At 68.1% G+C, this 23,642-nt stretch carries 16 protein-coding genes and 5 tRNA genes; 15 read left to right on the top strand and 6 right to left on the bottom strand.

What is annotated here, in order from left to right:
• Positions 1-74: 74 nt before the first annotated feature.
• Positions 75-1,163, bottom strand: coding sequence for a multiple monosaccharide ABC transporter substrate-binding protein (gene chvE, locus AZL_RS31985; protein WP_012978501.1), 1,089 nt, complete (start codon positions 1,161-1,163; stop codon positions 75-77).
• Between the two features lie 167 nt (positions 1,164-1,330).
• Positions 1,331-2,332 (bottom strand): LysR family transcriptional regulator, encoded by a 1,002-nt coding sequence (locus AZL_RS31980; RefSeq protein ID WP_012978500.1) that lies wholly within the window; start codon positions 2,330-2,332, stop codon positions 1,331-1,333.
• 184 nt (positions 2,333-2,516) lie between these two features.
• Here AZL_RS31980 and AZL_RS31975 point away from each other — a divergent pair, with 184 nt between their 5' ends.
• The 15 genes from AZL_RS31975 (at position 2,517) to AZL_RS31905 (ending at position 17,770) form a co-directional block, all read left to right on the top strand.
• Positions 2,517-3,407, top strand: coding sequence for an SMP-30/gluconolactonase/LRE family protein (locus AZL_RS31975; protein ID WP_012978499.1), 891 nt, complete (start codon positions 2,517-2,519; stop codon positions 3,405-3,407).
• A gap of 74 nt (positions 3,408-3,481) precedes the next feature.
• Positions 3,482-4,408 carry a dihydrodipicolinate synthase family protein gene (locus tag AZL_RS31970; protein WP_012978498.1) on the top strand — a complete coding sequence of 309 codons (927 nt, stop codon included), beginning with the start codon at positions 3,482-3,484 and terminating at the stop codon, positions 4,406-4,408.
• A gap of 57 nt (positions 4,409-4,465) precedes the next feature.
• The gene (locus AZL_RS31965; RefSeq protein WP_012978497.1) at positions 4,466-6,046 is read left to right on the top strand and encodes an aldehyde dehydrogenase (NADP(+)); all 1,581 of its coding nucleotides are present in this window, start codon (positions 4,466-4,468) and stop codon (positions 6,044-6,046) included.
• Between the two features lie 147 nt (positions 6,047-6,193).
• Positions 6,194-7,351, top strand: coding sequence for a porin (locus AZL_RS31960; RefSeq protein WP_012978496.1), 1,158 nt, complete (start codon positions 6,194-6,196; stop codon positions 7,349-7,351).
• A 425-nt stretch (positions 7,352-7,776) separates the two neighbouring features.
• Positions 7,777-8,745, top strand: coding sequence for a galactofuranose ABC transporter, galactofuranose-binding protein YtfQ (ytfQ, locus tag AZL_RS31955; protein WP_042446715.1), 969 nt, complete (start codon positions 7,777-7,779; stop codon positions 8,743-8,745).
• Between the two features lie 79 nt (positions 8,746-8,824).
• Positions 8,825-10,369 carry a galactofuranose ABC transporter, ATP-binding protein YtfR gene (gene ytfR, locus AZL_RS31950; RefSeq protein WP_012978494.1) on the top strand — a complete coding sequence of 515 codons (1,545 nt, stop codon included), beginning with the start codon at positions 8,825-8,827 and terminating at the stop codon, positions 10,367-10,369.
• Positions 10,366-11,409 (top strand): ABC transporter permease, encoded by a 1,044-nt coding sequence (locus AZL_RS31945; protein ID WP_012978493.1) that lies wholly within the window; start codon positions 10,366-10,368, stop codon positions 11,407-11,409. Before ytfR ends, AZL_RS31945 begins: the two co-directional genes overlap by 4 nt.
• The gene (gene yjfF, locus AZL_RS31940) at positions 11,406-12,392 is read left to right on the top strand and encodes a galactofuranose ABC transporter, permease protein YjfF (protein WP_012978492.1); all 987 of its coding nucleotides are present in this window, start codon (positions 11,406-11,408) and stop codon (positions 12,390-12,392) included. The genes AZL_RS31945 and yjfF overlap by 4 nt, the downstream gene beginning before the upstream one ends.
• Positions 12,392-13,423 carry an aldose epimerase family protein gene (locus tag AZL_RS31935; RefSeq protein WP_012978491.1) on the top strand — a complete coding sequence of 344 codons (1,032 nt, stop codon included), beginning with the start codon at positions 12,392-12,394 and terminating at the stop codon, positions 13,421-13,423. The genes yjfF and AZL_RS31935 overlap by 1 nt, the downstream gene beginning before the upstream one ends.
• Before the next feature lie 105 nt (positions 13,424-13,528).
• Positions 13,529-13,615 (top strand) — tRNA-Leu (locus AZL_RS31930).
• Between the two features lie 38 nt (positions 13,616-13,653).
• Positions 13,654-13,729 (top strand) — tRNA-Ala (locus tag AZL_RS31925).
• Between the two features lie 73 nt (positions 13,730-13,802).
• Positions 13,803-13,879: transfer RNA gene (locus AZL_RS31920), tRNA-Asp, on the top strand.
• A gap of 4 nt (positions 13,880-13,883) precedes the next feature.
• Positions 13,884-13,958: transfer RNA gene (locus AZL_RS31915), tRNA-Gly, on the top strand.
• 28 nt (positions 13,959-13,986) lie between these two features.
• Positions 13,987-14,061 (top strand) — tRNA-Val (locus AZL_RS31910).
• A 190-nt stretch (positions 14,062-14,251) separates the two neighbouring features.
• Complete coding sequence (locus tag AZL_RS31905) at positions 14,252-17,770, top strand: DEAD/DEAH box helicase (RefSeq protein WP_012978490.1); 3,519 nt, start codon at positions 14,252-14,254, stop codon at positions 17,768-17,770.
• 19 nt (positions 17,771-17,789) lie between these two features.
• On the opposite strand, the gene AZL_RS31900 is transcribed toward AZL_RS31905, so the two are convergent.
• From AZL_RS31900 to AZL_RS31885, 4 genes are all read right to left on the bottom strand, one after another.
• Positions 17,790-18,626 (bottom strand): aldo/keto reductase, encoded by an 837-nt coding sequence (locus tag AZL_RS31900; protein WP_012978489.1) that lies wholly within the window; start codon positions 18,624-18,626, stop codon positions 17,790-17,792.
• 100 nt (positions 18,627-18,726) lie between these two features.
• Positions 18,727-20,391, bottom strand: coding sequence for an ABC transporter ATP-binding protein (locus tag AZL_RS31895; RefSeq protein WP_012978488.1), 1,665 nt, complete (start codon positions 20,389-20,391; stop codon positions 18,727-18,729).
• An 11-nt stretch (positions 20,392-20,402) separates the two neighbouring features.
• Positions 20,403-21,485 carry an ABC transporter permease gene (locus AZL_RS31890; protein WP_012978487.1) on the bottom strand — a complete coding sequence of 361 codons (1,083 nt, stop codon included), beginning with the start codon at positions 21,483-21,485 and terminating at the stop codon, positions 20,403-20,405.
• Between the two features lie 45 nt (positions 21,486-21,530).
• Positions 21,531-23,141, bottom strand: a complete 1,611-nt coding sequence (locus AZL_RS31885; protein ID WP_371304263.1) for a CmpA/NrtA family ABC transporter substrate-binding protein — start codon at positions 23,139-23,141, stop codon at positions 21,531-21,533.
• Positions 23,142-23,642 lie beyond the last annotated feature (501 nt).

Here is a 23,642-nt window from a genome sequence, read left to right as displayed (position 1 = left end):
CCTGATCGCCCGACCTGCCGTTAGGCGAGGCGCGGGAGCGGTCGCCGGATGGCTCCCGCTCCCGCGCCGTTCACTCACTTGATCTGCGATTCCTTGTAGTAGCCGCCATCGACCAGGACCTGCTTCCAGTTCGAGGCGTCGACGCTGACCGGCTTCAGCAGATAGGAGGGGACGATCTTCTTGCCGTTGTCGTAGGTCTTGGTGTCGTTGACCTGCGGGGTGCGGCCGGCCAGCAGGTCGTCGACCATGCCCACCGTGACCTTCGCCAGTTCGCGGGTGTCCTTGAAGACGGTGGAACGCTGCTCGCCCGCCAGGATCGACTTGACCGACTGCACCTCGGCGTCCTGGCCGGTGACGACCGGCATCGGCTGCGAGGCCGAGCCGTAGCCCACGCCCTTCAGCGAGGAGATGATGCCGATGCTCAGCCCGTCATAGGGCGACAGCACGGCGTCAACCCGCTTGTTGCCGTAATAGGCGCTCAGCAGATTGTCCATGCGGGCCTGGGCGACGGCGCCGTCCCAGCGCAGGGTCGACACCTTGTCCATGCCGACCTGGCCGCTGCCGACCTTCAGCTTGCCGCTGTCGATGTAGGGTTGCAGCACCGACATGGCGCCGTTGTAGAAGAAATAGGCGTTGTTGTCGTCGGGCGAGCCGCCGAACAGCTCGATGTTGAACGGGCCCTTGCCCTCCTTCAGACCGAGCGCCTTCTCGATGTAGGAGGCCTGGAGGACGCCGACCTGGAAATTGTCGAAGGTGGCGTAATAGTCGACATTGGCCGAGCCGCGGATCAGGCGGTCGTAGGCGATGACCTTCACGCCCCGCTCCGCCGCCTTCTGCAGCACGTCGGTCAGCGTCGTCCCGTCGATGGCGGCGATCACCAGAATCTTGTCGTTCTTGGTGACCATGTTCTCGATCTGGGCGAGCTGGTTGGGGATGTCGTCCTCCGCATATTGCAGGTCGGTCTTGTATCCCTTTTCCTGGAAATACTTGACCATGTTGTTGCCGTCGTCGATCCAGCGGGCGGACGACTTGGTCGGCATGGCGATGCCGACCGTCGGCTTGTCCTGGGCCATGGCCGGGACGGCGGCGCCGGCGACGACCAGGAGGCCGACGGCGAGGCCGGCGAATTTCGAGCTGAAGGAAGTACGCTTAGCGGACGACATGGACCGGAATCCTCCCCGTTACTGCGGCACGCGATACGCCGCCCCCGCGTTCTGTGGCGCGGATGGCGTTGAGCGTGATGGTTTGTGCCACTAGCAATCCTCCGTTTCGCCATAACTGTCAAATATGATTATTCAGCAAACCGATATTCGTTTTGGTATTGGTCGGATCAGGCGGGCGCCGCGACGGTGGCGGGGGTTGGGGATGGGGTTGGGGATTGGCGCATCTTGCGTTCCGACGCCGCGCGCACGGCGGACAGCACGGTGCGCGCGCCGGGCGAAAGCGGCCGGTCCCTCAGCCAGAAAATGCCGTAGGGCTCGACGCTGAAGCGTTTGTGGAAGGGCATGATGGCGCAGCAGCCGCTGGGCGAGAAGACCTGGGCCAGCGCGCGGGCGAAGACGGTGACCGAATCGGTTTCCGCCACCATCGCCATCGAGATGACGGGAGAGGCGCTTTCGATCACCCTGTGCGGCAGGCGGGCGCCCTCGGCGCGGAACAGCGCCTCCACCCGGTCGCGCAGCAGCGTGCCGACGGGCTGGAGAATCCAGGTGGCGTCGGAGAGATCGGCGGCGGTCAGGGGGCGGCCGAGCGTCAGCAGCGGGTTGCCCTCGCGGGAGATGAAGCACAGCTCCTCGCTGCTGATCTCCTGATATTCGAAGGCGGTGGGGTCGAAATGGCCGGGCAGGCGGCCGATGGCGAAATCCATCACCCCCTGGCGGACGCGCTCGGCCAGCACATCGCTGGTCTCCACCGCCACCGCCACCTTCAGGTTGGGATGGTCGCGGGTCAGGCCGCTGATCACCGGCACCACCAGCTCCACCGCCGGAGCCATCACCGTGCCGATGGACACGCGGCCGCTGTGCCCGGCGAGCAGGGCGTTCAGCTCCTCCCCGGTCTCCTGCAATTCGCTGAGGATCATCCGGGCATGGCGGATCATCATGCTGCCGTACCAGTTCGGCTCGATCCCGCGGCCATGGCGGTCGAACAGCTCGATCCCCAGCGTCTCCTCCAGATCGCCCAGCAGCTTGGAGGCGGCGGGCTGCGACATGTTCAGGCTGGCGGCGGCGCGGTGCAGGTTGCGATGCTCGTCGAGCGCCGCGAAGAGCTGGAGATGGCGCAGCTTCAGCCGCGCCTTCTGGAACCAGTTCGGCGAAAAGCGTTGGGGAGTCACGGGGGAACGCCTCCGATGGGGCAATGGCACCGGGATACGATAATTGATATCGCGAACGCCGATCTTCATATTGGACGATTATCAAGTGTCTCCTTATCGTTGGGGCCGTCAACAAAATTTAAAATGGCCGCCCGTCAAGGACGGTCGGTGGGATTCCGGTGGGGCCTTTGGGGGGCTGAACGGTATGGCGCAGGAAGCGCGGTGTGTCTGGCAGGCCAGGGCGCTGCTGGGGGAGGGGCCGCTGTGGTCCCCGCGGCAGGACGCGGTTTACTTCGTCGACATCCGCGGCGCGCGGATCCTGCGCCATGGCCTGTCCGACGGCTCGCAGGCCGTGTGGGAGCTGGATGACGCCGCCTGCTGGCTGGTCGAGGATGCCGACGGCGACGGTTTCGTCGCCGGCCTGCGCTCGCGCCGCGTCGTCCGCCTGCGGCTGGAGCCGGGACGTGCGCTGATCGGCGGGGAGATCGCCCGGATCGAGCCGGACAAGCCGGGCAACCGGCTGAACGACGGCAAGGCCGACCGCGCCGGCCGGCTGTGGATCGGCAGCATGGACGATTCGGAGGAGGCGCCGGCCGGCGGTTTCTACCGGATCGACGCCGACGGCGCCGTCACCCGGGTCGACGAGGGCTATACCGTCGCCAACGGGCCGGCGCTGGCGCCCGACGGGCGCACGATTTACCACACCGACAGCGCGGCGCGGACGGTCTACGCCTTCGATATCGGCGCCGATGGCGGCCTGTCGGACGGCAGCCTGTCGGGCAAGCGCGTCCACATCCGCTTCGGCGAGGCCGACGGCTATCCCGACGGCATGACCTGCGACGCCGAGGGCGGGCTGTGGGTCTGCCATTGGGATGGTGGGCGGGTCAGCCGCTTCCATCCCGACGGGACGTTCGACCGGGCGATCGCGCTGCCGGTTTCCCGCGTCACCTCCTGTGTCTTCGCCGGTCCGGACCTCGACCGGCTGTTCATCACCACCGCGGCGCACGGCCGGCCCGAGGAGCCCTTGGCCGGGGCGCTGTTCGAGTGCGACCCCGGCGTCCGCGGCCTGCCGCCCGGACGCTTCGGCACCCCATAGCTTCGGCTCTTTCCGGCACCGGGTTTCGATCCGACTCGAATCCCGATCCGATTTCGACAAAGGACACCATCGCCATGCCGTCCAGCGCCCGCCCTTATCGTGGCGTCTTCCCCGTCGTTCCCACCATCTTCACCGAGTCGGGAGACCTGGACCTCGACGGCCAGAAGCGGTGCGTCGATTTCATGATCGACGCCGGGTCGACCGGTCTGTGCATCCTCGCCAACTTCTCCGAACAGTTCGTGCTGACCGACGACGAGCGCACGACGTTGATGGAGACGATGCTGGCCCATGTCGCCGGCCGGGTGCCGGTGATCGTCACCACCACCCATTTCAGCACCCGCGCCTGTGCCGAGCGCAGCCGCCGCGCCCAGGATCTGGGGGCGGCGATGGTGATGGTGATGCCGCCCTACCATGGCGCCACCATCCGCGTGCCGGAGGCCGGCATCGTCGAGTTCTTCAACCGTGTGTCGGACGCCATCGACATCCCGATCATGATCCAGGACGCGCCGGTCAGCGGCACCACGCTGTCGGCGCCCCTGCTGGCGCGGATGGCGCGGGAGATCGCCAACGTCTCCTATTTCAAGATCGAGGTGCCGCAGGCGGCGGCCAAGCTGCGCACCCTGATCGAGCTGGGCGGCGACGCCATCGAGGGGCCGTGGGACGGCGAGGAGGCGATCACCCTGCTGGCAGACCTCGATGCCGGCGCCACCGGCGCGATGACCGGCGGCGGCTATCCCGACGGCATCCGCCAGATCGTCGATCCCTATCTGGCCGGCGACCGCGAGGCGGCGGTGGCGGCCTATGGCCGCTGGCTGCCGCTGATCAACCATGAGAACCGCCAGTGCGGCATCGCCACCGCCAAGATCCTGATGAAGGAGGGCGGCATCATCGCGTCCGACGCGATGCGCCACCCGGTGGCCAACCCGCACCCGATCAGCCGTGCCGGACTGCTGGACGCGGCGAAGCGGCTCGATCCGCTGGTGTTGCGCTGGGGCCGGTGAGGTCTCGCGGCTGGGAGCGTTAGAGAGGGGGCAAGACGCCCCGACCATGGAGATATCATGACCATCACCGGCGAGATGCTGATCGGCGCTTCGGCGCATCGCGGCGGCCAGGGCGCGTTCCGCGCCGTCGACCCCTCCACCGGCGAAGCGCTGGAGCCTGCCTTCGGCGGCGGCGGCGTGGCCGAGGTGGAGCGCGCCTGCGCGCTGGCCTGGGCCGCCTTCGACGCCTTCCGCGAAACCGGGCTGGAGCGGCGCGCCGCCTTCCTGGAGACCATCGCCCAGGCCATCCTCGACATCGGCGACGAGCTGATTGTCCGCGCCATGGCCGAGACCGGCCTGCCGCGCGCCCGGCTGGAGGGCGAGCGCGGCCGCACCGTCGGCCAGCTCCGCCTGTTCGCCCAGGTCGTGCGCGAGGGCGGCTGGATCGAGGCCCGCATCGACCCGGCGCAGCCGGCCCGCGCGCCGCTGCCGCGCGCCGACCTGCGCCAGCGCCACATCGCGCTGGGGCCGGTCGCGGTGTTCGGCGCGTCGAACTTCCCGCTCGCCTTCTCGGTGGCCGGCGGCGACACCGCGTCGGCGTTGGCCGCCGGCTGCCCGGTGGTGGTCAAGGGCCATGGCGCCCATCCCGGCACCTCCGAGCTGGTCGGCCGCGCCGTCCAGGCGGCGGTGGCGTCCTGCAGCCTGCCCGAAGGCGTCTTCTCGCTGCTGTTCGGCAATGGACGGGAGATCGGCACGGCGCTGGTCGCCGATCCGCGCATCAAGGCGGTCGGCTTCACCGGCTCGCGCGGCGGCGGGCTGGCGCTGATGGGGGTGGCGGCCAGGCGGCCCGAGCCGATCCCGGTCTATGCCGAGATGAGCAGCATCAACCCGGTCTTCCTGATGCCGGCGGCGCTGGCCTCGCGGGCCGAGGCGCTGGGCAAGGGCTTCGTCGCCTCGCTGACCATGGGAGCCGGGCAGTTCTGCACCAACCCCGGCATCCTGCTGGGCGTGGAGGGGCCGGAGCTCGACCGCTTCGTCGCGGCGGCGGTGGAGGCTCTCGGCGGCAGTGCCGCGTCGACCATGCTGACGCCGGGCATCCATGCCGCCTTCGACAGCGGCGTCGCCAGGCTGGCCGGCAGCGGCGCGGTGGCGACGCTGGCGCGCGGTCTGGCCTGCAACGGGCCGAACCAGGCGCAGGCGGCCTTCTTCACCACGACGGCGGACGCCTTCCTGGCCGACAGCGGGTTGCAGGAGGAGGTCTTCGGCGCCGCCTCGCTGCTGATCCGCTGCAAGGACGTGGCGGCGATGGTGGCGGTCGCCGAAAGGCTGGAAGGACAGCTGACGGCGACCTTGCAGATGGACGCGGCGGACAAGGCGGCGGTGGCCGGGCTGATCCCGACGCTGGAGCGCAAGGCCGGTCGGCTGCTGGCGAACGGCTGGCCGACCGGGGTCGAGGTCTGCCACGCCATGGTGCATGGCGGCCCGTTCCCGGCGACGTCGGACCCGCGCGGCACCTCGGTCGGCACGCTGGCGATCCGCCGCTTCCTCCGTCCGGTCTGCTACCAGGACATCCCCGCCGACCTGCTGCCGGTGCCCTTGCGCGACGGCAACCCGCTGGGCTTGTGGCGCCGCGTCGATGGGACGCTCGGCAAGGATTGAACCCCGATCTCGCTGCGTCAGGGGAGCGCTGACGCGGGATCAGCCATCCTCATCCGGTGTTTCGCCGGGGAGGATGGCCGCAGGACCGCTCTGTCTTTTGAAGACTTGGACGCAATAACAAGCAAACCTTAAAAGAGGAAACCCCTGATGGTGAGATCCGCTCTGCTGCTTGGCGCAGCCACCCTTTCGCTCGCCTCCGTCGTGGCCGCCGGTCCGGCGTCGGCCCAGTCGAAGTTCGATATCACGATTGGCGGTGACGCCTATTTCGAAGGCGGCTACGTCAACCAGGACCGCGATGCCGGCCAGCGCAACACCGAGTTCCGCAACCGTCTACGCCTGCTGGTGACGCCGAAGGCCAAGGCCGACAACGGTCTGGAATATGGCGCCCGCCTGCGCCTGCTGGCCGAGAACGGCACCGGCAACGCCCGCACCACCAGCTATGACCGCGCCTTCATGTTCGTCAATGGCGGCTTCGGCGTCCTGCATCTGGGTGTGGAGAACGGTCCGTCGGACGACAGCGGCATCATCGCCCCGTCCGACTGGGGCACCGGCGGCGTCGACGGCTCCTTCCCGTCCTGGCTCGGCAACAGCGCCGCCAACGCGCCGGTCACCATCGGCAACATCCGCGCCCTGATCTCCGGCAACAGCGCCACCCGCGCCACCTACTGGACCCCGGAATTCGCCGGCTTCAAGTTCGGCGCCTCCTACCAGCCGTCGTCGGACAGCAGCGGCACCGACATCAACCGCTCCAAGCTGGCGCTGGCGTCCGCCAACCGCACCGGCGCCTATCGCGACGTCTATGAAGTCGGCGGCACCTACACCAACACGCTCGGCGGCGTGGCGGTCAACGGCAGCCTGTTCTATCTCGGCGGACAGGCCAAGAACTCCACCACCACCCCGGCGGTGAGCTTCGACAACCTGTCCTCGACCCATGCCGGTCTGACCCTGGCCTATGCCGGCTTCAAGATCGGCGGCAGCTATGCCTGGTCGGGTGACAGCGGCTATGCCAAGGCCAGCACCCCCGGCATCGTCAGCCGCGAGAAGCAGGATGTGTGGACGGCCGGCGCGCAGTACACCTTCGGCGCCACCACGCTCGGCGTCGGTTACCTCAACGCCAAGGATGCCGGCGATCTGACGATCCGCGGCCGCAGCAAGTTCGAGCTGATCACCGTCGGCGCCAAATATGTCGTCGCCCCCGGCTTCAGCGTCGCGCCGGAATACAACCACTTCAAGCTCAGCTCCGACGTCGCCGCCAACAGCGACAAGGGCGACATCTTCCTGCTCCGCACGGATCTGGCCTTCTAACGGCATCGCGCTCTGAACAAAGGCCAACCGACGTCCTGGCCTTCTCGTCTCTCCTTTCGGCTTCGCGCCGCGGGCGGTGTTCTTCCATCCCACCGCTGCGGTCGCGTCCCGGCGCGCTCTCCCTCGGGTGCGTCGGCCCTTCTCCTTGATGGAGCGGGGTCACCTCGCGGCCGGGCGGCCTTTCGTCGCCCGGCCATTTTTTGCCGGGTTTTGGTTGGATGACCGGCCGGACATATCCTTTTCAGCATCATAGCGGTCGAGAATCATATTGGACAGTTATGGTTCAAGGTACTTAAAGTAGGTGTAGCGAACAATTTCGGACCGGGTTGCGATCATGCTGTTTCCGCGCCCGGTTCCATCGCCGGCCCCTCGTCGACCAGCACCGCAATAAATCCCCGCCATAAGACCTTCAGGGAGTGAATCGGATGTCCAGGAAATGGGTGATCTCCGCCGCCACCGCCGCCGCGGCGCTTTTCATCGGGCTCGGCGCGGTGCAGGCCGCCGACAAGAAGCTGGTGGTCGGCTTCTCGCAGATCGGCTCCGAATCGGGCTGGCGCGCGGCCGAGACCAAGACCGCCAAGGCCGAGGCCGACAAGCGCGGGATCGACCTCAAGATCTCTGATGCCCAACAGAAGCAGGAGAACCAGATCAAGGCCGTCCGGTCCTTCGTCGCCCAGGGCGTCGATGCGATCTTCATCGCGCCGGTGGTGGCGACCGGCTGGGATTCGGTGCTGAAGGAGGCCAAGGAGGCCAAGATCCCGGTGGTTCTGCTCGACCGCCAGATCGAGACCAAGGACCAGAGCCTGTACATGACCGCCGTCACCTCCGACACGGTGCATGAGGGCCGGGTGGCCGGCGAATGGCTGGCCAAGCAGACCGGCGGCAAATGCGCGGTGGTCGAGTTGCAGGGCACCGTCGGCTCCTCGCCCGCCATCAACCGCAAGAAGGGCTTCGACGAGGTCGTCGCCAAGACTCCGGGGATGAAGATCATCCGCACCCAGTCCGGAGACTTCACCCGCGCCAAGGGCAAGGAGGTGATGGAGAGCTTCATCAAGGCCGAGAATGGCGGCAAGGGCATCTGCGCCGTCTACGCCCACAATGACGACATGGCGGTCGGCGCCATCCAGGCGATCAAGGAAGCCGGGCTGAAGCCGGGCAAGGACATCCTGGTCGTCTCGATCGACGGCGTGCCCGACATCTTCAAGGCGATGGCGGAAGGCGAGGCGAACGCCACGGTGGAATTGACGCCGAACATGGCCGGTCCCGCCTATGACGCGCTGATCGCCTTCAAGAAGGACGGCAAGGCGCCGCCGAAGTGGATCCAGACCGAATCGGCGCTGTTCACTCCGGATACCGCCAAGGCCGAGTATGAGCGCCGCAAGGACGCCTACTGAGCGGGGGTTGAAATCGCCCTCCCCCCAAATGGGGGAGGGCGATTCCCCACATGTTTTCGCATATCCGCCGAGGTCCGTCATGACGGCGTCCACCGCTCCCCCTTCCGCTCCGTTGCTGGCGATCCGCGGGCTGTCGAAGGCGTTTCTCGGCGTGCAGGCGCTCGACGGCGTCGATTTCACCCTGCGCCACGGCGAGATCCATGCGCTGCTGGGTGAGAACGGCGCCGGCAAATCGACGCTGATCAAGACGCTGACCGGCGTCTATCAGCGCGACGGCGGCACCGTGGCGCTGGAGGGGCGGGAGATCGCGCCGCGCGGGGTCGAGGAGGCGCAGCGCCTGCACATCGGCACCGTCTATCAGGAGGTGAACCTGCTGCCCAACCTGTCGGTGGCGGAAAACCTGTTCCTGGGCCGCCAGCCGATGCGTTTCGGGCTGGTCGATCGCGGCGCCATGCGGCGGCGGGCGCGGGCGGTTCTGCAACCCTATGGCCTGTCGGTCGACGTGACGGCCCCGCTCGGCCGTTTTTCGGTCGCCACCCAGCAGATCATCGCCATCGCCCGCGCGGTCGACATGTCGGCCAAGGTGCTGATCCTGGATGAGCCGACCGCCAGCCTGGACGCGCAGGAGGTGGCGGTGCTGTTCAAGGTGATGCGGACCCTGCGCTCGCATGGGATCGGCATCGTCTTCGTCACCCATTTCCTCGATCAGGTCTATGAGGTCTGCGACCGCATCACCGTGCTGCGCAACGGCCGGCTGGTCGGCGAGCGGCGCACCGCCGAGCTGCCGCGCCTGGATCTGGTCGCCATGATGCTGGGGCGGGAGCTGGAGGCGGCGGCCCACCGCATCGACCTCGGTCCGGAGGAGATCGATACCCGTCCGCCGCTGGCCCGATTCAAGGCCTTCGGCAAGGCGCGCAGCGTCGAGCCCTTCGACCTCGACATCCGCCCCGGCGAGGTGGTGGCGCTGGCCGGGCTGCTGGGGTCGGGACGGACGGAGACGGTGCGGCTGGTCTTCGGCATGGACCGCGCCGACAGCGGCGAGGCGGTGGTGGACGGCCGACCGGCGCGGCTGAAGGGGCCGCGCGACGCCGTGCGGCTCGGCTTCGGCTTCTGTCCGGAGGACCGCAAGAAGGAGGGCATCGTCGGCGAGCTGTCGGTGCGCGAGAACATCATCCTGGCGCTCCAGGCGCGGCAGGGCTGGCTGAAGCCGATCCCACGCCGCCGCCAGGAGGAGATCGCCGACCGCTTCATCCGCCTGCTCGACATCCGCACGCCGGACGCCGAACGGCCGATCCAGCTTTTGTCGGGCGGCAACCAGCAGAAGGCGTTGCTGGCGCGCTGGCTGGCGACCGAGCCGCGCCTGCTGATCCTCGACGAGCCGACGCGCGGCATCGATGTCGGCGCCCATGCCGAGATCATCCGCCTGATCGAGCGGCTGTGCGCCGACGGCATGGCGCTGCTGGTCGTCTCGTCGGAGCTGGAGGAGATCGTCGCCTACAGCCGCCGCGTCGTCGTGCTGCGCGACCGCCGCCATGTGGCGGAGTTGAGGGGAGGGGAGGTCAGCGTGGAGCGCATCGTCGCCGCCATCGCGTCGGAGACACCGAACAGAGAGGTGCGGCAATGACGCCGTCCGTTCCCGGCCCGGCGCGCAACCTGCCGCAATATGGCGCGCTGATCGCCGTTCTGCTGGCCAACTGGCTGTTGTTCCCCGATTTCTTCGCCATCCGTCTCCAGGATGGCCGGCTGTTCGGCAGCCTGATCGACGTGCTGAACCGCGGCGCCCCGGTGGCGCTGCTCGCCGTCGGCATGACCATGGTCATCGCCACCCGCGGCGTCGACCTGTCGGTCGGCGCCGTCATGGCGATCTCCGGAGCCGTCGCCGCCACCATGACCGGAGCCGGCTGGAGCCTGCCGGCGGTGCTGGCGGCGTCGCTGGCGGCGGGCCTGCTGTGCGGGCTGTGGAACGGGCTGCTGGTGGCGGTTCTGCGCATCCAGCCGATCATCGCCACCCTGATCCTGATGGTCGCCGGGCGCGGCATCGCCCAGCTGGTGACCGAGGGGCAGATCGTCACCTTCACCAGCCCGGCCCTGGCCTTCATCGGCGGCGGCTCCTTCCTGACCGTGCCGATGCCGGTGGTGCTCACCATCGCCCTGCTGGCGGTGACGGCCCTGCTGGTGCGCGCGACGGCGCTGGGGCTGATGATCGAGGCGGTCGGCATCAACCGGCTGTCCAGCGCCGGGGCCGGCGTCAACACGCCGGTGGTGCTGGTCGCCGTCTATGTCTGGTGCGGGCTGTGCGCGGCGGTGGCCGGGCTGATCGTCACCGCCGACATCCGCGGCGCCGACGCCAACAATGCCGGGCTGTGGCTGGAGCTTGACGCCATCCTGGCGGTGGTGGTCGGCGGCACCTCGCTGCTCGGCGGGCGATTCGGGCTGGTGCTGTCGGTGGTGGGGGCGCTGATCATCCAGGCGATGAACACCGGCATCCTGCTGAGCGGCTTCAAGCCGGAATTCAACCTGATCGTCAAGGCGGGCGTCCTGCTGGTCGTCCTGCTGCTGCAATCGCCGACGCTGACCCTGTTCCTGCCGCGCCCCAAGGCGGCCCGGCCGATCGGGACGGTCAAGCCGCCGGTGGCGCCGACCAGCGGAGGGGCGAAGCCATGACCGGGGCACTCCAGCGTTTCCTTCCCCTGATCGTCACCACCGCCGTGCTGGTGGTCGGGTTCCTGCTGTGCGCGGCGCAGTTCCCCAACTTCGCTTCCTGGCGGGTGGTGGGCAACCTTTTGACCGACAACGCCTTTCTCGGCATCACCGCGGTCGGCATGACCTTCGTCATCCTGTCCGGCGGCATCGACCTGTCGGTGGGTGCTGTGATCGGCTTCACCACCGTGCTGCTGGCCGTACTGATCGAGCAGGGCGGCTGGCACCCGGTTCCCGCCTTCGCCGTGGCGTTGATCGCCGCCGGCGGCTTCGGCGCGGCGATGGGCGGGGTGATCCATGTCTTCCAGATGCCGCCCTTCATCGTCACGCTGGCCGGCATGTTCATCGCCCGCGGCCTGGGCTTCGTCCTGACCACCGATTCGATCCCGATCAACCACCCGCTCTATGGCGAGCTGAACGACATGGCGCTGCGCTTCGAGTTCGGGCTGAAGCTGAGCCTGCCGGCGCTGCTGATGCTGGGGGTGGTTCTGGCGGCGGTGGTGCTGGCGCACTGGACGCGCTTCGGCGCCAACCTCTACGCGCTGGGCGGCAACCGTCAGTCGGCGGAGCTGATGGGCGTGCCGGTGGCGCGGACGACCGTGGCGGTCTATGGGCTGTCGGGGCTGCTGGCCGGGCTGGCCGGGATCGTCTTCTCGCTCTACACCGGCGCCGGCTATTCGCTGGCGGCGACCGGGGTGGAGCTGGACACCATCACCGCGGTGGTGATCGGTGGCACCCAGCTGACCGGCGGCTACGGCTATGTCGTCGGCACCTTCGTCGGCGTGCTGATCCAGGGGCTGATCCAGACCTACATCACCTTCGACGGCACCTTGAGCAGCTGGTGGACCAAGATCGCCATCGGCGTGCTGCTGTTCGTCTTCATCCTGTTGCAGAAGGGCCTGCTGGCGGTCTGGGCCGGCCGCGGCGGCGAACCGGCGGAGGCGTGATGCCCATCGAGAGTTTCCTGTTCGATACGGTCGATGGCCGGCCGGTGGAGGGGTTCGTACTTTCCGCCGGCGGGCTGGAGGCGACGGTGATCGCCCATGGCGCCCGGCTGTTGCGGATGATGGTGCCCGGCCGTGACGGTGAGCCGGCCGACGTGGTGCTGGGCTTCGACCGCTTGGCCGATTATCTGGCGAGCGACGCCTATTTCGGCGCCACCTGCGGCCGCTATGGCAACCGCATCGGCGGGGCCGCCTTCACGCTGGACGGCGTGCGCCACGCGCTGGCCGTCAACGAGCCGCCCAACCAGCTGCATGGCGGACCCGAAGGGTTCGATCGGCGAATCTGGGAGGCGCACGTGGAGGAGGCGGAGAACGCCGTCACCTTCACGCTGGTCTCGCCCGACGGCGACCAGGGCTATCCGGGAACGCTGACCGCGACCACGCGCTACCGGCTGACCGGCGACGGCGTTCTGGACATTCGCATGACGGCGACAAGCGACCGTCCGACCATCGTCAACCTCGTCCATCACAGCTATTGGAACCTCGGGGGGCATGCGTCGGGTGACCTCGGCGACCACCGGCTGGCGGTGCGCGGCGGCTTCACCACGCCGGTCGGCGCCGACCTGATCCCGACCGGGGAGGTGCGGCCGGTGGACGGCACGCCGTTCGACCTGCGCGACGGCGTTCTGCTGGGCGAGGCGCTGGCGGCGGTCGGCGGCTTCGGCTTCGACCACAACTGGTGCCTGGAGGGGCCGGCGGGCGAGCTGCGGCCGGTGGCGGTGCTGGAGCATCCGGCATCGGGCCGGCGGATGGAGCTGGCGACCGACCAGCCCGGCTTGCAGATCTACAGCGGCGGCTATCTCAGCGAGAGGGTGGTGGGCAAGGGCGGGCGGCCTTATCGCCGCTTCGCCGGTCTGGCGCTGGAGACCCAGCGCTTTCCCGGCAGCCCGAACATCGGCCATTTCCCCTCGACCCGGCTCGATCCGGGGGAGACCTACAGCCACACCATGAGGTTGCGCTTTTCGGCCGGCTGAGGACGCCCGAAAAATTTTTCGCGGTGAGTGAATTCTTCGCTTGCGGGCCGCGATCCATCCCGCTACATAGGCGCTCCCTGCGGCGCCCAACGCGGTGCGGGGAAAGCGCTTGTGGCGGAATTGGTAGACGCGCTAGGTTCAGGTCCTAGTGGCTGAAAGGCCGTGGGGGTTCGAGTCCCTCCAAGCGCACCAACACTCCAAGTGTTGGTGAAGAGGAACAGAAGTATCGTGGGGCCATAGCTCAGCTGGGAGAGCGCTACAATGGCATTGTAGAGGTCAGGAGTTCGATCCTCCTTGGCTCCACCACTTCTGAAGGTTCGGGTAGGGTTTAGGTCTTGTCTATCGGGGTGATGTCTTGTAAAAGGCGCCGCTCCTCAGCGCGGGTGTAGCTCAGTTGGTTAGAGCGCCGGCCTGTCACGCCGGAGGCCGCGGGTTCAAGTCCCGTCACTCGCGCCACTTTGCGGGCGTAGCTCAGGGGTAGAGCACAACCTTGCCAAGGTTGGGGTCGAGGGTTCGAATCCCTTCGCCCGCTCCATTACGGAGCGATAGGTTCAGGTTCCCGTGGTCTCGTAGCTCAGCGGGAGAGCACTACGTTGACATCGTAGGGGTCACTGGTTCAATCCCAGTCGGGACCACCATTCTGAAGGCCGCCAACCGGAACGGGTTGGCGGCCTTCGCCATTTGCGCCGAAGATTCCGGGCGGATGGCGCATGCGACGCAGCGCGGCGGGTTGCGGCCATTGGGCCGGTTGCCGATAATGCGCCTCCGTTTCGAACCGTCGGCGGGCCGGTCAGCGGTGACCAGCCGGCGGAAAAGGAGACATCGCTCGTGTTTGCTTCGTCCGATCTTCGCCGCCTTGTCGATCCCGGTACTTTCGAGCGGGGCCGGGCCTATTGGTTGGAGGGACGGGTCAAGCAGGTCGAGGCTCGGCATCGGCACGGCGACAGCTGGACCGTGATCGCGTCGGTCCGGGGATCGGGCCGCGCACTCTACAAGCAGGACATCTCGGTCGAGCTGGTCAAGGGCATGCCGAGGATGCTCGACGGCATGTGCGACTGTCCGGTCGGCTATAATTGCAAGCATGTCGTGGCGGCGATGCTGGCCTGGGCGGAGCGACCGGCCGCCCCGCCCCGCCCTGCTCAATCGTCATCGGCGCCCGGACCGTTACGGGCCGTGGTGGCGGATCAGGAAACGAAGACGCCGGCGGAGCCCGAGCTTTCGGCGCCGCTTAAGGAGCTGCTGGCGCGGCTGGATGCGGCGGCGCTGCGGGATTCGGACAGCCACTATGCCGATACGGTGCGCAAGCGGCTGCTCTATCTGTTGAGCCTTGCCGAGGCTCCCTCCGGTGGACGGCAGTTGCTGCTCCGGATCGTCTCCGTCAGCCTGCGCAAGGACGGCCAGTTCGCCAACGATGACAAGCGGTACGATCTGTATGGGTTCAACACGCTGAAGACGACGAAATTCGTCACCCCGGCCGACCATGCCTTGTTGGATGCGATATCGCGCAACGGACAGAGAACGTCCCAGGACATCCTGCTGCCGTCCGACTTCGCCCCCTGGCTGATCGGGCGCATGCTGCCCACCGGGCGGCTGTACTGGCAGGATTTCCGCGAAGGCGAACCGCTGCACCCCGGCCCGACCCTGTCCGGCATGCCCGTTTGGGAAAGCGACCGGGCGGGCAACCAGCGTTTCGTCATCGGGTTCGAAGGGAGGCCCGCCGGTACTCCGCCGGCCATCGCGCTGCCGACCGTGCCGCTGCTCTATGTCGATCCGGCGATGGCCGCCTGCGGTCCGGTCGAGGCGGCGGTGTCCCCGCACATCGCGGTGGCCCTGTTGTCGGCCCCGCCGCTGCCGCCGGGAGAGGTGGCGGCCTTCCGTGCCGAGGCGGAGCGGTTCGGCGGTCGCCTGCCGGTCCTGCCTGATCCCCCGGCGCGGGCCGAGCGGCGCCGCATCGCGCCGCGGCCGGTGCTTCGTCTCGGGCTGGCGCGACCGTTCCTGTCATCCGGCTATTACCGCCCGTCCTATGGCCTGATGGCGCTGCCCGAACTGGCGGTGGCCGACCTGTATTTCGACTATGCCGGCACCCGGCTGCATTGGAAGCGGGGAGGGCCGCCGCTGCAATGGATGGAGGACGGCACCCTGGTCACCGCCCAGCGTCAGCGGGCGGAAGAGAAGAAGGCGGTCCAACGGCTGAAGGAGGCCGATCTCGACCATCCGCCGCTGCCGCTCAGCGTCGGCGGCGCCCCGCCGGTCCGGGAGGAGCTGTTCGCTGCACCCGGCGACGAGTTCGAGGAACGGTCGATCTGGCTCAACTTCTGCCATTTCATTCTGCCGGAGCTGCGGGCCGACGGCTGGGGCATCGAGGTCGCCCCGGATTTTCCCTTCGAGGTTCTGGACGCGCCGAAGGATTGGGCGTTCGAGGTCGGGGACGGATCCGGCATCGACTGGTTCAGCCTGTCGCTGGGGGTCGATATCGGCGGCGAGCGCATCGACCTGCTGCCCATCCTGCGTCAGGTGATCGACGCGCTGGCCCGGATCGACCCGGATCTGCTCGACGATGAGTTCCATGAGTATGAAGGGATTGACGAGCCACCTGCGTCCCCTGGGCGGGAGGCCGGGCTGGAGGCGGTCCTGGAGCAGCTGGCGCCGTCCGGAACGATGTTCGTGCGGATCGCCGCCACCCGCTACATCCCCTTGGAGGTGGAGCGGCTGAAGCCGATGATCGGCGTGCTGATGGAACTGTTCGGTCTGCAAGCCGGTGGCGAGCTGCGGATCGGCCGGTCCCATCTGGGCGACCTGTCGGCGCTGGAGGATGCGGCTTCGGCGGCCGGGATCCCGCTGCTGGGCGCCGATGCCGTCCGCGACATGGGCAGGGCCCTGCGCGAGGCCGGCGGCGTACCGGCGGTAACGCCGCCGCAGGGACTGCGCGCCACCCTGCGCCCCTATCAGCAGGCCGGGCTCGATTGGCTGCAATTCCTTGGCACCCACGGCTTCGGCGGCATCCTGGCCGACGACATGGGGCTGGGGAAGACCGTGCAGGCGTTGGCCCATCTGCTGGCGGAGAAGGAGGCCGGGCGGCTCGACCGTCCCAGCCTGCTGATCGCGCCGACCAGCGTGCTCGGCAACTGGCGGGCGGAGGTGCAGCGCTTCGCCCCGGCGCTGCGCACGCTGGTTTTGCAGGGTCCGCAGCGCAAGGAGGCCCATGGGTCATTGGCCGATCACGATCTGGTGGTGACCTCCTACGCGTTGCTGCCGCGCGACCGCGAGGTTCTGACCGCCCAGCCCTGGCACATGGCGATCTTCGACGAGGCGCAGTATCTCAAGAATCCCGCGGGGCAATCCTACAAGGCGGCGCAGGCGCTGGAGGCGCGACAGCGCCTGTGCCTGACCGGCACGCCGGTGGAGAACAATCTGGACGAGCTGTGGGCGCTGTTCGCGGTCTGCGTGCCCTCGCTGTTCGGCGACCGCACCGGCTTCCGCCGGACCTTCCGCACGCCGATCGAAAAGCATGGCGATGGTGAACGCCAGCGCGTGCTGGCCCGCCGCGTCCGCCCCTTCCTGCTGCGCCGCACCAAGGAGCAGGTGGCGGCGGAGCTGCCGCCCAAGACCGAGATCCTGGAGGCGGTGGAGGCCGGCGACAGCCAGCGCGACCTCTATGAGACCATCCGGCTGACCATGGACCAGCGCGTGCGCGAGGAGGTGGCGCGCAAGGGTCTGGCCCGCAGCCACATCACGATCCTCGACGCGCTGCTGAAGCTGCGGCAGGTCTGCTGCGACCCGCGTCTTGTGAAGCTGGAGAGTGCCCGCAAGCGGGTGGCGAAGGGAGCGGCGTCGGCCAAGCTGGACCGGCTTCTGGAGATGCTGCCGGAACTTTTGGCCGACGGGCGGCGCATCCTGCTGTTCTCGCAGTTCACCTCGATGTTCGACCTGATGCGGCCGGAGCTGGAGCGGTTGGCCATCCCCTTCGTCGAGCTGACCGGCGACACCAGGGACCGCGAGACGCCGGTCAACCGGTTCCAGGCCGGCGAGGTGCCGCTGTTCCTCATCAGCCTGAAGGCCGGCGGCACCGGGCTGAACCTGACCGCCGCCGACACGGTGATCCATTACGATCCCTGGTGGAATCCGGCGGTCGAGGATCAGGCGACCGACCGCGCCCACCGCATCGGCCAGGACAAGCCGGTCTTCGTCTACAAGCTGGTCACCACCGGCACGGTGGAGGAGCGCATGGTCCAGCTTCAGGAGCGCAAGCGCCGGCTGGGCGAGGCGGTCTATGACCAGGACCGGACGGCGGAGGATCTGCTGACCGCCGACGACCTCGACTTTCTGCTGGCGCCGATCGACGGGTGAGCGCCCCCGCCGGGCGCCCTCAGATCATCGCCAGCGGCTGCTTGCGCTTGGGCGGCGGGAAGGCGCGGTCGATCTCCGCCATGTCTTCACCGGTCAGGGTCAGCCTGGCGGCCTCGGCGTTCTGGACGACGTGCGCCCTGGTCCCCGCCTTGGGAATCGCGATGACGCCCTGCTGGCGCAAGGCCCAGGCCAGCGCCACCTGCGCCGGGGTGGCGTCGTGGCGCTTCGCCACCGCCGAGAGGGCCGGCGAGCGCAGCAGCCGGCCGCCCTGGCCGATCGGGGAATAGGCCATCACCGGCATCCGCGCCGTGTGCTGGAACGGCAGCAAGTCATATTCGATGCCGCGATGCTCGGGGTTGTAGAGCACCTGATTGACGGCGCAGCCGTGCAGGTCGGTGGTCTCCGCCAACTCCTCCAGATCGCCGACGTCGAAGTTCGACACGCCCCAGCGGGCGATCTTGCCGGCCTGGATCAGCGTCTCGAACGCCTCCACCGTCTCGGCCAGCGGCACGCCGCCGCGCCAATGCAGCAGATAGAGGTCGATGCGGTCGATCCCCAGCCGCTTCAGGCTGCGCTCGCAGGCGCGGATCGCGCCGGTGTGCGACGCGTTGCTGGGCAGCACCTTGGTGACGATGAACAGGCCGTCGCGCCGGCCGGCGATGGCCTCGCCCACCAGCTCCTCCGATGCACCGTCGCCATACATCTCGGCGGTGTCGATCAGGGTCAGGCCGTGGTCGATGCCGGCCCGGATGGCGGCGATCTCGGCGGCGCGGTCGCCGCGCCCCTCCGCCATCATCCAGGTGCCCTGGCCGAGGGCCGGAACCTCGGTGCCGTCCGGCAGGGTCACGCGCTTCATGTCCTCACTCCCCGTCAGTCTTGCCGAAAGACGACAGGCTGACCCGGCGGGGCCAGCTTGTCGATGGGTCTTCGGTGGGCTTTCCGGGGAGTGAAAGCGGTCATGCCGCCTTTTTCGGCGCCCCGGCATGGCCGCCTTCCAGGAAGTTCAGCAGTTCCTCCCGGTACTCGTAATAGCGCGGATGCTCCAGCAGGGCCTGACGGGTGCGCGGGTGGGGGATGTCGACGCTCAGGATGTGGCCGATCCTGGCGTTCGGGCCGTTGGTCATCATCACCACCCGGTCGGCCAGCAGCAGCGCCTCGTCCACGTCGTGGGTGACGCAGACCGCCGTCACCTTGGTCCGCGCCCACACCTCCATCAGCACCTCCTGCAACTCCCAGCGGGTCAGGCTGTCGAGCATGCCGAAAGGCTCGTCGAGCAGCAGCAGCTTGGGCGACAGGGCGAAGGCGCGGGCGATGCCGACGCGTTGCTTCATGCCGTTGGAGAGATCCGACGCCTTGCGGTCCATGGCATCGCCAAGCCCGACGCGGGCGAGGTAATAGCGGGCGATGTCGGCGCGCTCGCCCTTGCCCGCATGGGGGAAGACGCGGTCGACGCCGAGCATGACGTTTTCATAGGCGGTCAGCCAGGGAAACAGGCTGGGGGCCTGGAAGACGACGGCGCGGTCGGGGCCGGCGCCGCCGACCTCCTTGCCGTCCAGCACGATGCCGCCGCTGGTCACGTCGGCCAATCCGGCGACCATCGACAGCACGGTGGATTTGCCGCAGCCGGAATGGCCGATCAGCGAGACGAACTCGCCCTTGCGCATCTTCAAATCGAAGCCGTCGACCACGGTCAGCGGCCCCTTGGGCGTGGCGAAGGTTTTGGTCAGGCGGGTGAATTCGAGATAGCGGTCCTCCATCCCGCGTCCGCCCATCGCCTCGATATAGGCGGCGGGTGGCGGGGCGGCGGTGATCGGCTTCACGTCGGGCAGGGTGAGGTTCTCGCCGCCGCCGGTGCCGCGGGCGACGCCGACCTCCATCAGCCAGGCGGTGACGGCGGCGCGCAGGCGCTTGAACTCCTCGTCATGGTTGACGGCGGCGCGGTCGCGCGGGCGGGCCAGATCGACGGTGAAGGCCGGGCCGAGCGTGGCGTTCGGACCCGGCGTCAGCGGGATGATGCGGTCGGCCAGCAGGATCGCCTCGTCCACATCGTTGGTGATGAGGATGACGGTCTTGCGGTCCTTGCGCCAGATCGCCTCGATCTCGTCCTGGAGCTTGGCGCGGGTCAGGGCGTCGAGAGCGGAGAGCGGTTCGTCCAGCAGCAGCATCTCCGGGCTCATGGCGAGCGCGCGGGCGAAGCCGACGCGCTGGCGCATGCCGCCCGACAGCTCCTTCGGCCGGCGGTCGGTGGCGTGGCCGAGCCCGACCGTCTCCACAGCCCGGCGGGTCAGCACGCCGCGTTCGGCCGAGGGCTTGGCCTTGTGGACGGCGTCGACGGCGAGCGCCACATTCTCCTTCACGTTGAGCCAGGGCATCAGCGAATAGGACTGGAAGACCAGCCCACGCTCCGGGCCGGGGCCGGTGACCGCCTTGCCGCGATAGAGCAGCTCGCCGCTGTCGGGCATCGCCAGACCGGCGATCAGGTTGATCAGCGTCGACTTGCCGGAGCCGGAGAAGCCGACGATGGCGACGAATTCGCCCTCTTCGATCGACAGGTCGATGTCGCGCAGGATGGTGGTGCCGCCGTAGGATTTCGACACGCCCTTCAGGTCCAGGATCGCCATGGCCGGTCTCCTCAGCGGGCGGGGCTGTGGCTGACGGCGGACTGGAGCGCCAGCATCACGCGGTCGAGCAGGAAGCCGATCAGGCCGATGGTGAAGACAGCCACCATGATCTTGGCCAGCGAGTTGGAGGAGCCGTTCTGGAACTCGTCCCAGACGAACTTGCCGAGGCCGGGGTTCTGGGCGAGCATCTCCGCCGCGATCAGCACCATCCAGCCCACGCCCAGCGACAGCCGCAGGCCGGTGAAGATGTAGGGCAGGGCCGACGGCAGGACGAGGCGGCGCACCATGGTGAAGCCCGACAGTTGAAGCACCTTGCCGACATTCATCAGGTCGCGGTCGATCGAGGAGACGCCGACCGCCGTGTTGATCAGCGTCGGCCACAGCGAGCACAGCGTGACGGTGATGGCGGAGGTCAGGAAGGACTTTTCGAACAGCGGGTCGCCGCCCGACACGGTGGCGCTGACCACCATGGTGACCAGCGGCAGCCAGGCCAGCGGCGACACCGGCTTGAAGATCTGGATCAGCGGGTTGATCGCGGCGTTGACGGTCGGTGACAGGCCGCTCGCCACCCCCAGCGGCACCGCCACCAGGGCGCCGAGCAGGAAGCCGGTGAAGACGGTCTTCAGGCTGGTGACGATCTGGTCGAGATAGGTCGGCTTGCCGGCATAGGGCCGGGTTTTGACCTCCGCCTTCGGGTCCTTCGCCAGGATCTCGGCGTTGCGCTTGGCCTGCCGGTCGTAGAAGGCGGCCTCCTTGGCGCGTTCGGCCTTGTGGTCGGCATAGAGGTTGGTCGCCTGTTCCCACACCTGGGCCGGGCCGGGAATGGCGCCCAGGCTGGTCTGGACCTGCGGGGCGGCCCAGCCCCAGGCGGCGAGGAACAGCAGGATGGCGGTCAGCGGGATGCCCATCTGGCGCCACAGCTCGATGCCCTGCTGGCGCGGAGTCTCGCCGGCGGCGAGCCGCAGCAGCGGCGCCAGCCAGCCGAGGCCGATCGTGGTCAGGACGGCGGCGACGCGGTTGAGGGTGTGGGCGCGGCGGGCCTTGCGTTGGACGCGGGCGAGGTCGGAGGCGGTGCTGTCGGTGAGGCTGGTCATGGCGGGGTGTCCTGAGCTGTCGGTGGTGGGGGAACGTGGGGGCGCTTACCCGCCCACCACCTGACCGCCCTCGATCTTCTGGTCGCCCTTCAGGCCGATGGGCTGCTTGGCGAGGTAGTCGTTCGGCTTGTGGCCGTCATAGGGGATGCCGTCGATGAAGCCGTTGTCGACCGGCTTGTAGCCGTCGCTCTTCCACGGGAAGTCGGCCTCCTTGGCCTTGCCTTCCTCGACCAGAAGCTTGGCGGCCTGGAGATAGATGTCCGGCTTGTAGACGCTGCGCGCGGTCTGGTCATACCAGGCGTCGGGCTTGGCCTCGGCGATCTGGCCCCAGCGACGCATCTGGGTCAGGTACCAGACGGCGTCGGAATAGAAGGGATAATTCGCGTTGTAGCGGAAGAAGACGTTGAAGTCGGGAACGGCGCGCTTGTCACCCTTCTCATATTCGAAGGTGCCGGTCATCGAATTGGCGATCACCGTGGCGTCGGCGCCGACATATTCGGGCTTGGCCAGGATCCTCACCGCTTCGGCGCGGTTGGCGTCGTTGTTCTCGTCCAGCCATTGGGTGGCGCGGATCAGCGCCTTGACCACGGCCAGATGGGTCTTTGGGTTCTTGCTGGCCCACGCGTCGGTGACGCCGAAGACCTTCTCGGGGTTGTTCCTCCAGATCTCGGTGTCGGTGATCACCGGCACGCCGATGCCCTTGACCACCGCCTGTTGGTTCCACGGCTCGCCGACGCTGTAGCCGTGGATGGTACCGGCCTCCAGCGTCGCCGGCATCTGCGGCGGCGGGGTGACGGACAGCAGCGCGTCGGCGCCGATCTGCCCCGACACGTCGGTCGGGCTGTAATAGCCGGGGTTGATCCCGCCCGAGGCCAGCCAATAGCGCAGCTCGTAATTATGGGTCGAGACCGGGAAGACCATCCCCATGTTGAAAGGCTTGCCCTCGGCCTTGTACTGGGCGATCACCGGCTTCAGCGCGTCGGCCCTGATCGGGTGGACCGGCTTGCCGTCGGCGCCGTTGGGCACATTGGCCTTCATCTTCCGCCAAACCTCGTTCGACAGCGTGATGCCGTTGCCGTTCAGGTCCATGGAGAAGGCGGTGACGATGTGCGCCTTGGTGCCGAAGCCGATGGTGGCGCCCAGCGGCTGGCCCGCCAGCATATGGGCACCGTCCAACTCGCCGGAGATCACCCGGTCGAGCAGGACCTTCCAGTTCGCCTGCGGCTCCAGCGTGACGGACAGCCCCTCATCCTCGAAGAAGCCCTTCTCGACGGCGATGGCGAGCGGCGCCATGTCGGTCAGCTTGATGAAGCCGAGCTTCAGCTGGTCCTTCTCGACGTCGAGCGGGGCGGCCTGGGCGGAGACGCCAGCGGAGACGCCGGCGGTGAGGGCGACGATTGCGGCGGCGGATGCGAGAAGGTGGCGGAGGTTGCGGTGGGCCACGTCGGTTGCTCCATCTCTAGAAATCCGGACCAGCGGTCGGGCGTGCGACACCGGTGACGATTTCCTGGGCAAATCCCGGACTGGCTGTTTCTCGGGCAAATGGCTCGTGCGTGCCTTGGCCATCGAAAGCGTCCAGCGGGATCGACCGGAAAAGCCTTTTGAAAAGGCTTGTCGATACCGGGGTCGGCAACATTGCCGGGGCTGGCCCATCATTGGACGCTTTGGATGCACGCACCGTCGTTGGCGCGTCTCTGGCCTCCGTCTTCGCAAGCCTCATGCCAAAGGATGGCTTTCGCTGAGAAATCGGCCGGAGCGGTTGATTTTACTCGCTATGACCGGGCGGAAGGTATGAAGCGCCCGGCCGGGTCGGGGCGCCGCCTGCTGATTTTTGCGGCGCGCACAGGCACGCTTGGTCATACTTTGTGCAATACCTAAGCATGGTACAAAAATAGGCACCTAGGTATCAGGTCCGCCAGGAGGCCGGACCCCGCGGAATCCCTGGAGTTTTTCCGCGACCGCTCCGCCGTGACAGGATTGGCACGTGGATTGCGAAGGGAATGGCGAGACAACAGCGGGCGCCAGCAATGTCGCCAGTGCCCGCGACACCGCCGAAGCCCACGCGACGACGCGCGGGCTTGGCTCTGGTTCGACGACGAACCGCCCGGACAACGGCGTCCGAACAGGTCCGCACCCCCCTTCGCCAACCATGCGCGG

This window comes from Azospirillum sp. B510, from assembly GCF_000010725.1.
Classification (GTDB): domain Bacteria; phylum Pseudomonadota; class Alphaproteobacteria; order Azospirillales; family Azospirillaceae; genus Azospirillum; species Azospirillum lipoferum_B.
The sequence above is the reverse complement of the archived record's forward strand: the minus strand, read 5'-3'. Positions and strand labels throughout refer to the sequence as shown.

Coding starts and splice junctions, on each gene's coding strand:
- chvE (WP_012978501.1), bottom strand. CDS start 1,163: ATGTCGTCCGCTAAGCGTACTTCCTTCAGCTCGAAATTCGCCGGCCTC.
- AZL_RS31975 (WP_012978499.1), top strand. CDS start 2,517: ATGGCGCAGGAAGCGCGGTGTGTCTGGCAGGCCAGGGCGCTGCTGGGG.
- AZL_RS31970 (WP_012978498.1), top strand. CDS start 3,482: ATGCCGTCCAGCGCCCGCCCTTATCGTGGCGTCTTCCCCGTCGTTCCC.
- AZL_RS31965 (WP_012978497.1), top strand. CDS start 4,466: ATGACCATCACCGGCGAGATGCTGATCGGCGCTTCGGCGCATCGCGGC.
- AZL_RS31960 (WP_012978496.1), top strand. CDS start 6,194: ATGGTGAGATCCGCTCTGCTGCTTGGCGCAGCCACCCTTTCGCTCGCC.
- ytfQ (WP_042446715.1), top strand. CDS start 7,777: ATGTCCAGGAAATGGGTGATCTCCGCCGCCACCGCCGCCGCGGCGCTT.
- ytfR (WP_012978494.1), top strand. CDS start 8,825: ATGACGGCGTCCACCGCTCCCCCTTCCGCTCCGTTGCTGGCGATCCGC.
- AZL_RS31945 (WP_012978493.1), top strand. CDS start 10,366: ATGACGCCGTCCGTTCCCGGCCCGGCGCGCAACCTGCCGCAATATGGC.
- yjfF (WP_012978492.1), top strand. CDS start 11,406: ATGACCGGGGCACTCCAGCGTTTCCTTCCCCTGATCGTCACCACCGCC.
- AZL_RS31935 (WP_012978491.1), top strand. CDS start 12,392: ATGCCCATCGAGAGTTTCCTGTTCGATACGGTCGATGGCCGGCCGGTG.
- AZL_RS31900 (WP_012978489.1), bottom strand. CDS start 18,626: ATGAAGCGCGTGACCCTGCCGGACGGCACCGAGGTTCCGGCCCTCGGC.
- AZL_RS31895 (WP_012978488.1), bottom strand. CDS start 20,391: ATGGCGATCCTGGACCTGAAGGGCGTGTCGAAATCCTACGGCGGCACC.
- AZL_RS31890 (WP_012978487.1), bottom strand. CDS start 21,485: ATGACCAGCCTCACCGACAGCACCGCCTCCGACCTCGCCCGCGTCCAA.
- AZL_RS31885 (WP_371304263.1), bottom strand. CDS start 23,141: ATGATGGGCCAGCCCCGGCAATGTTGCCGACCCCGGTATCGACAAGCC.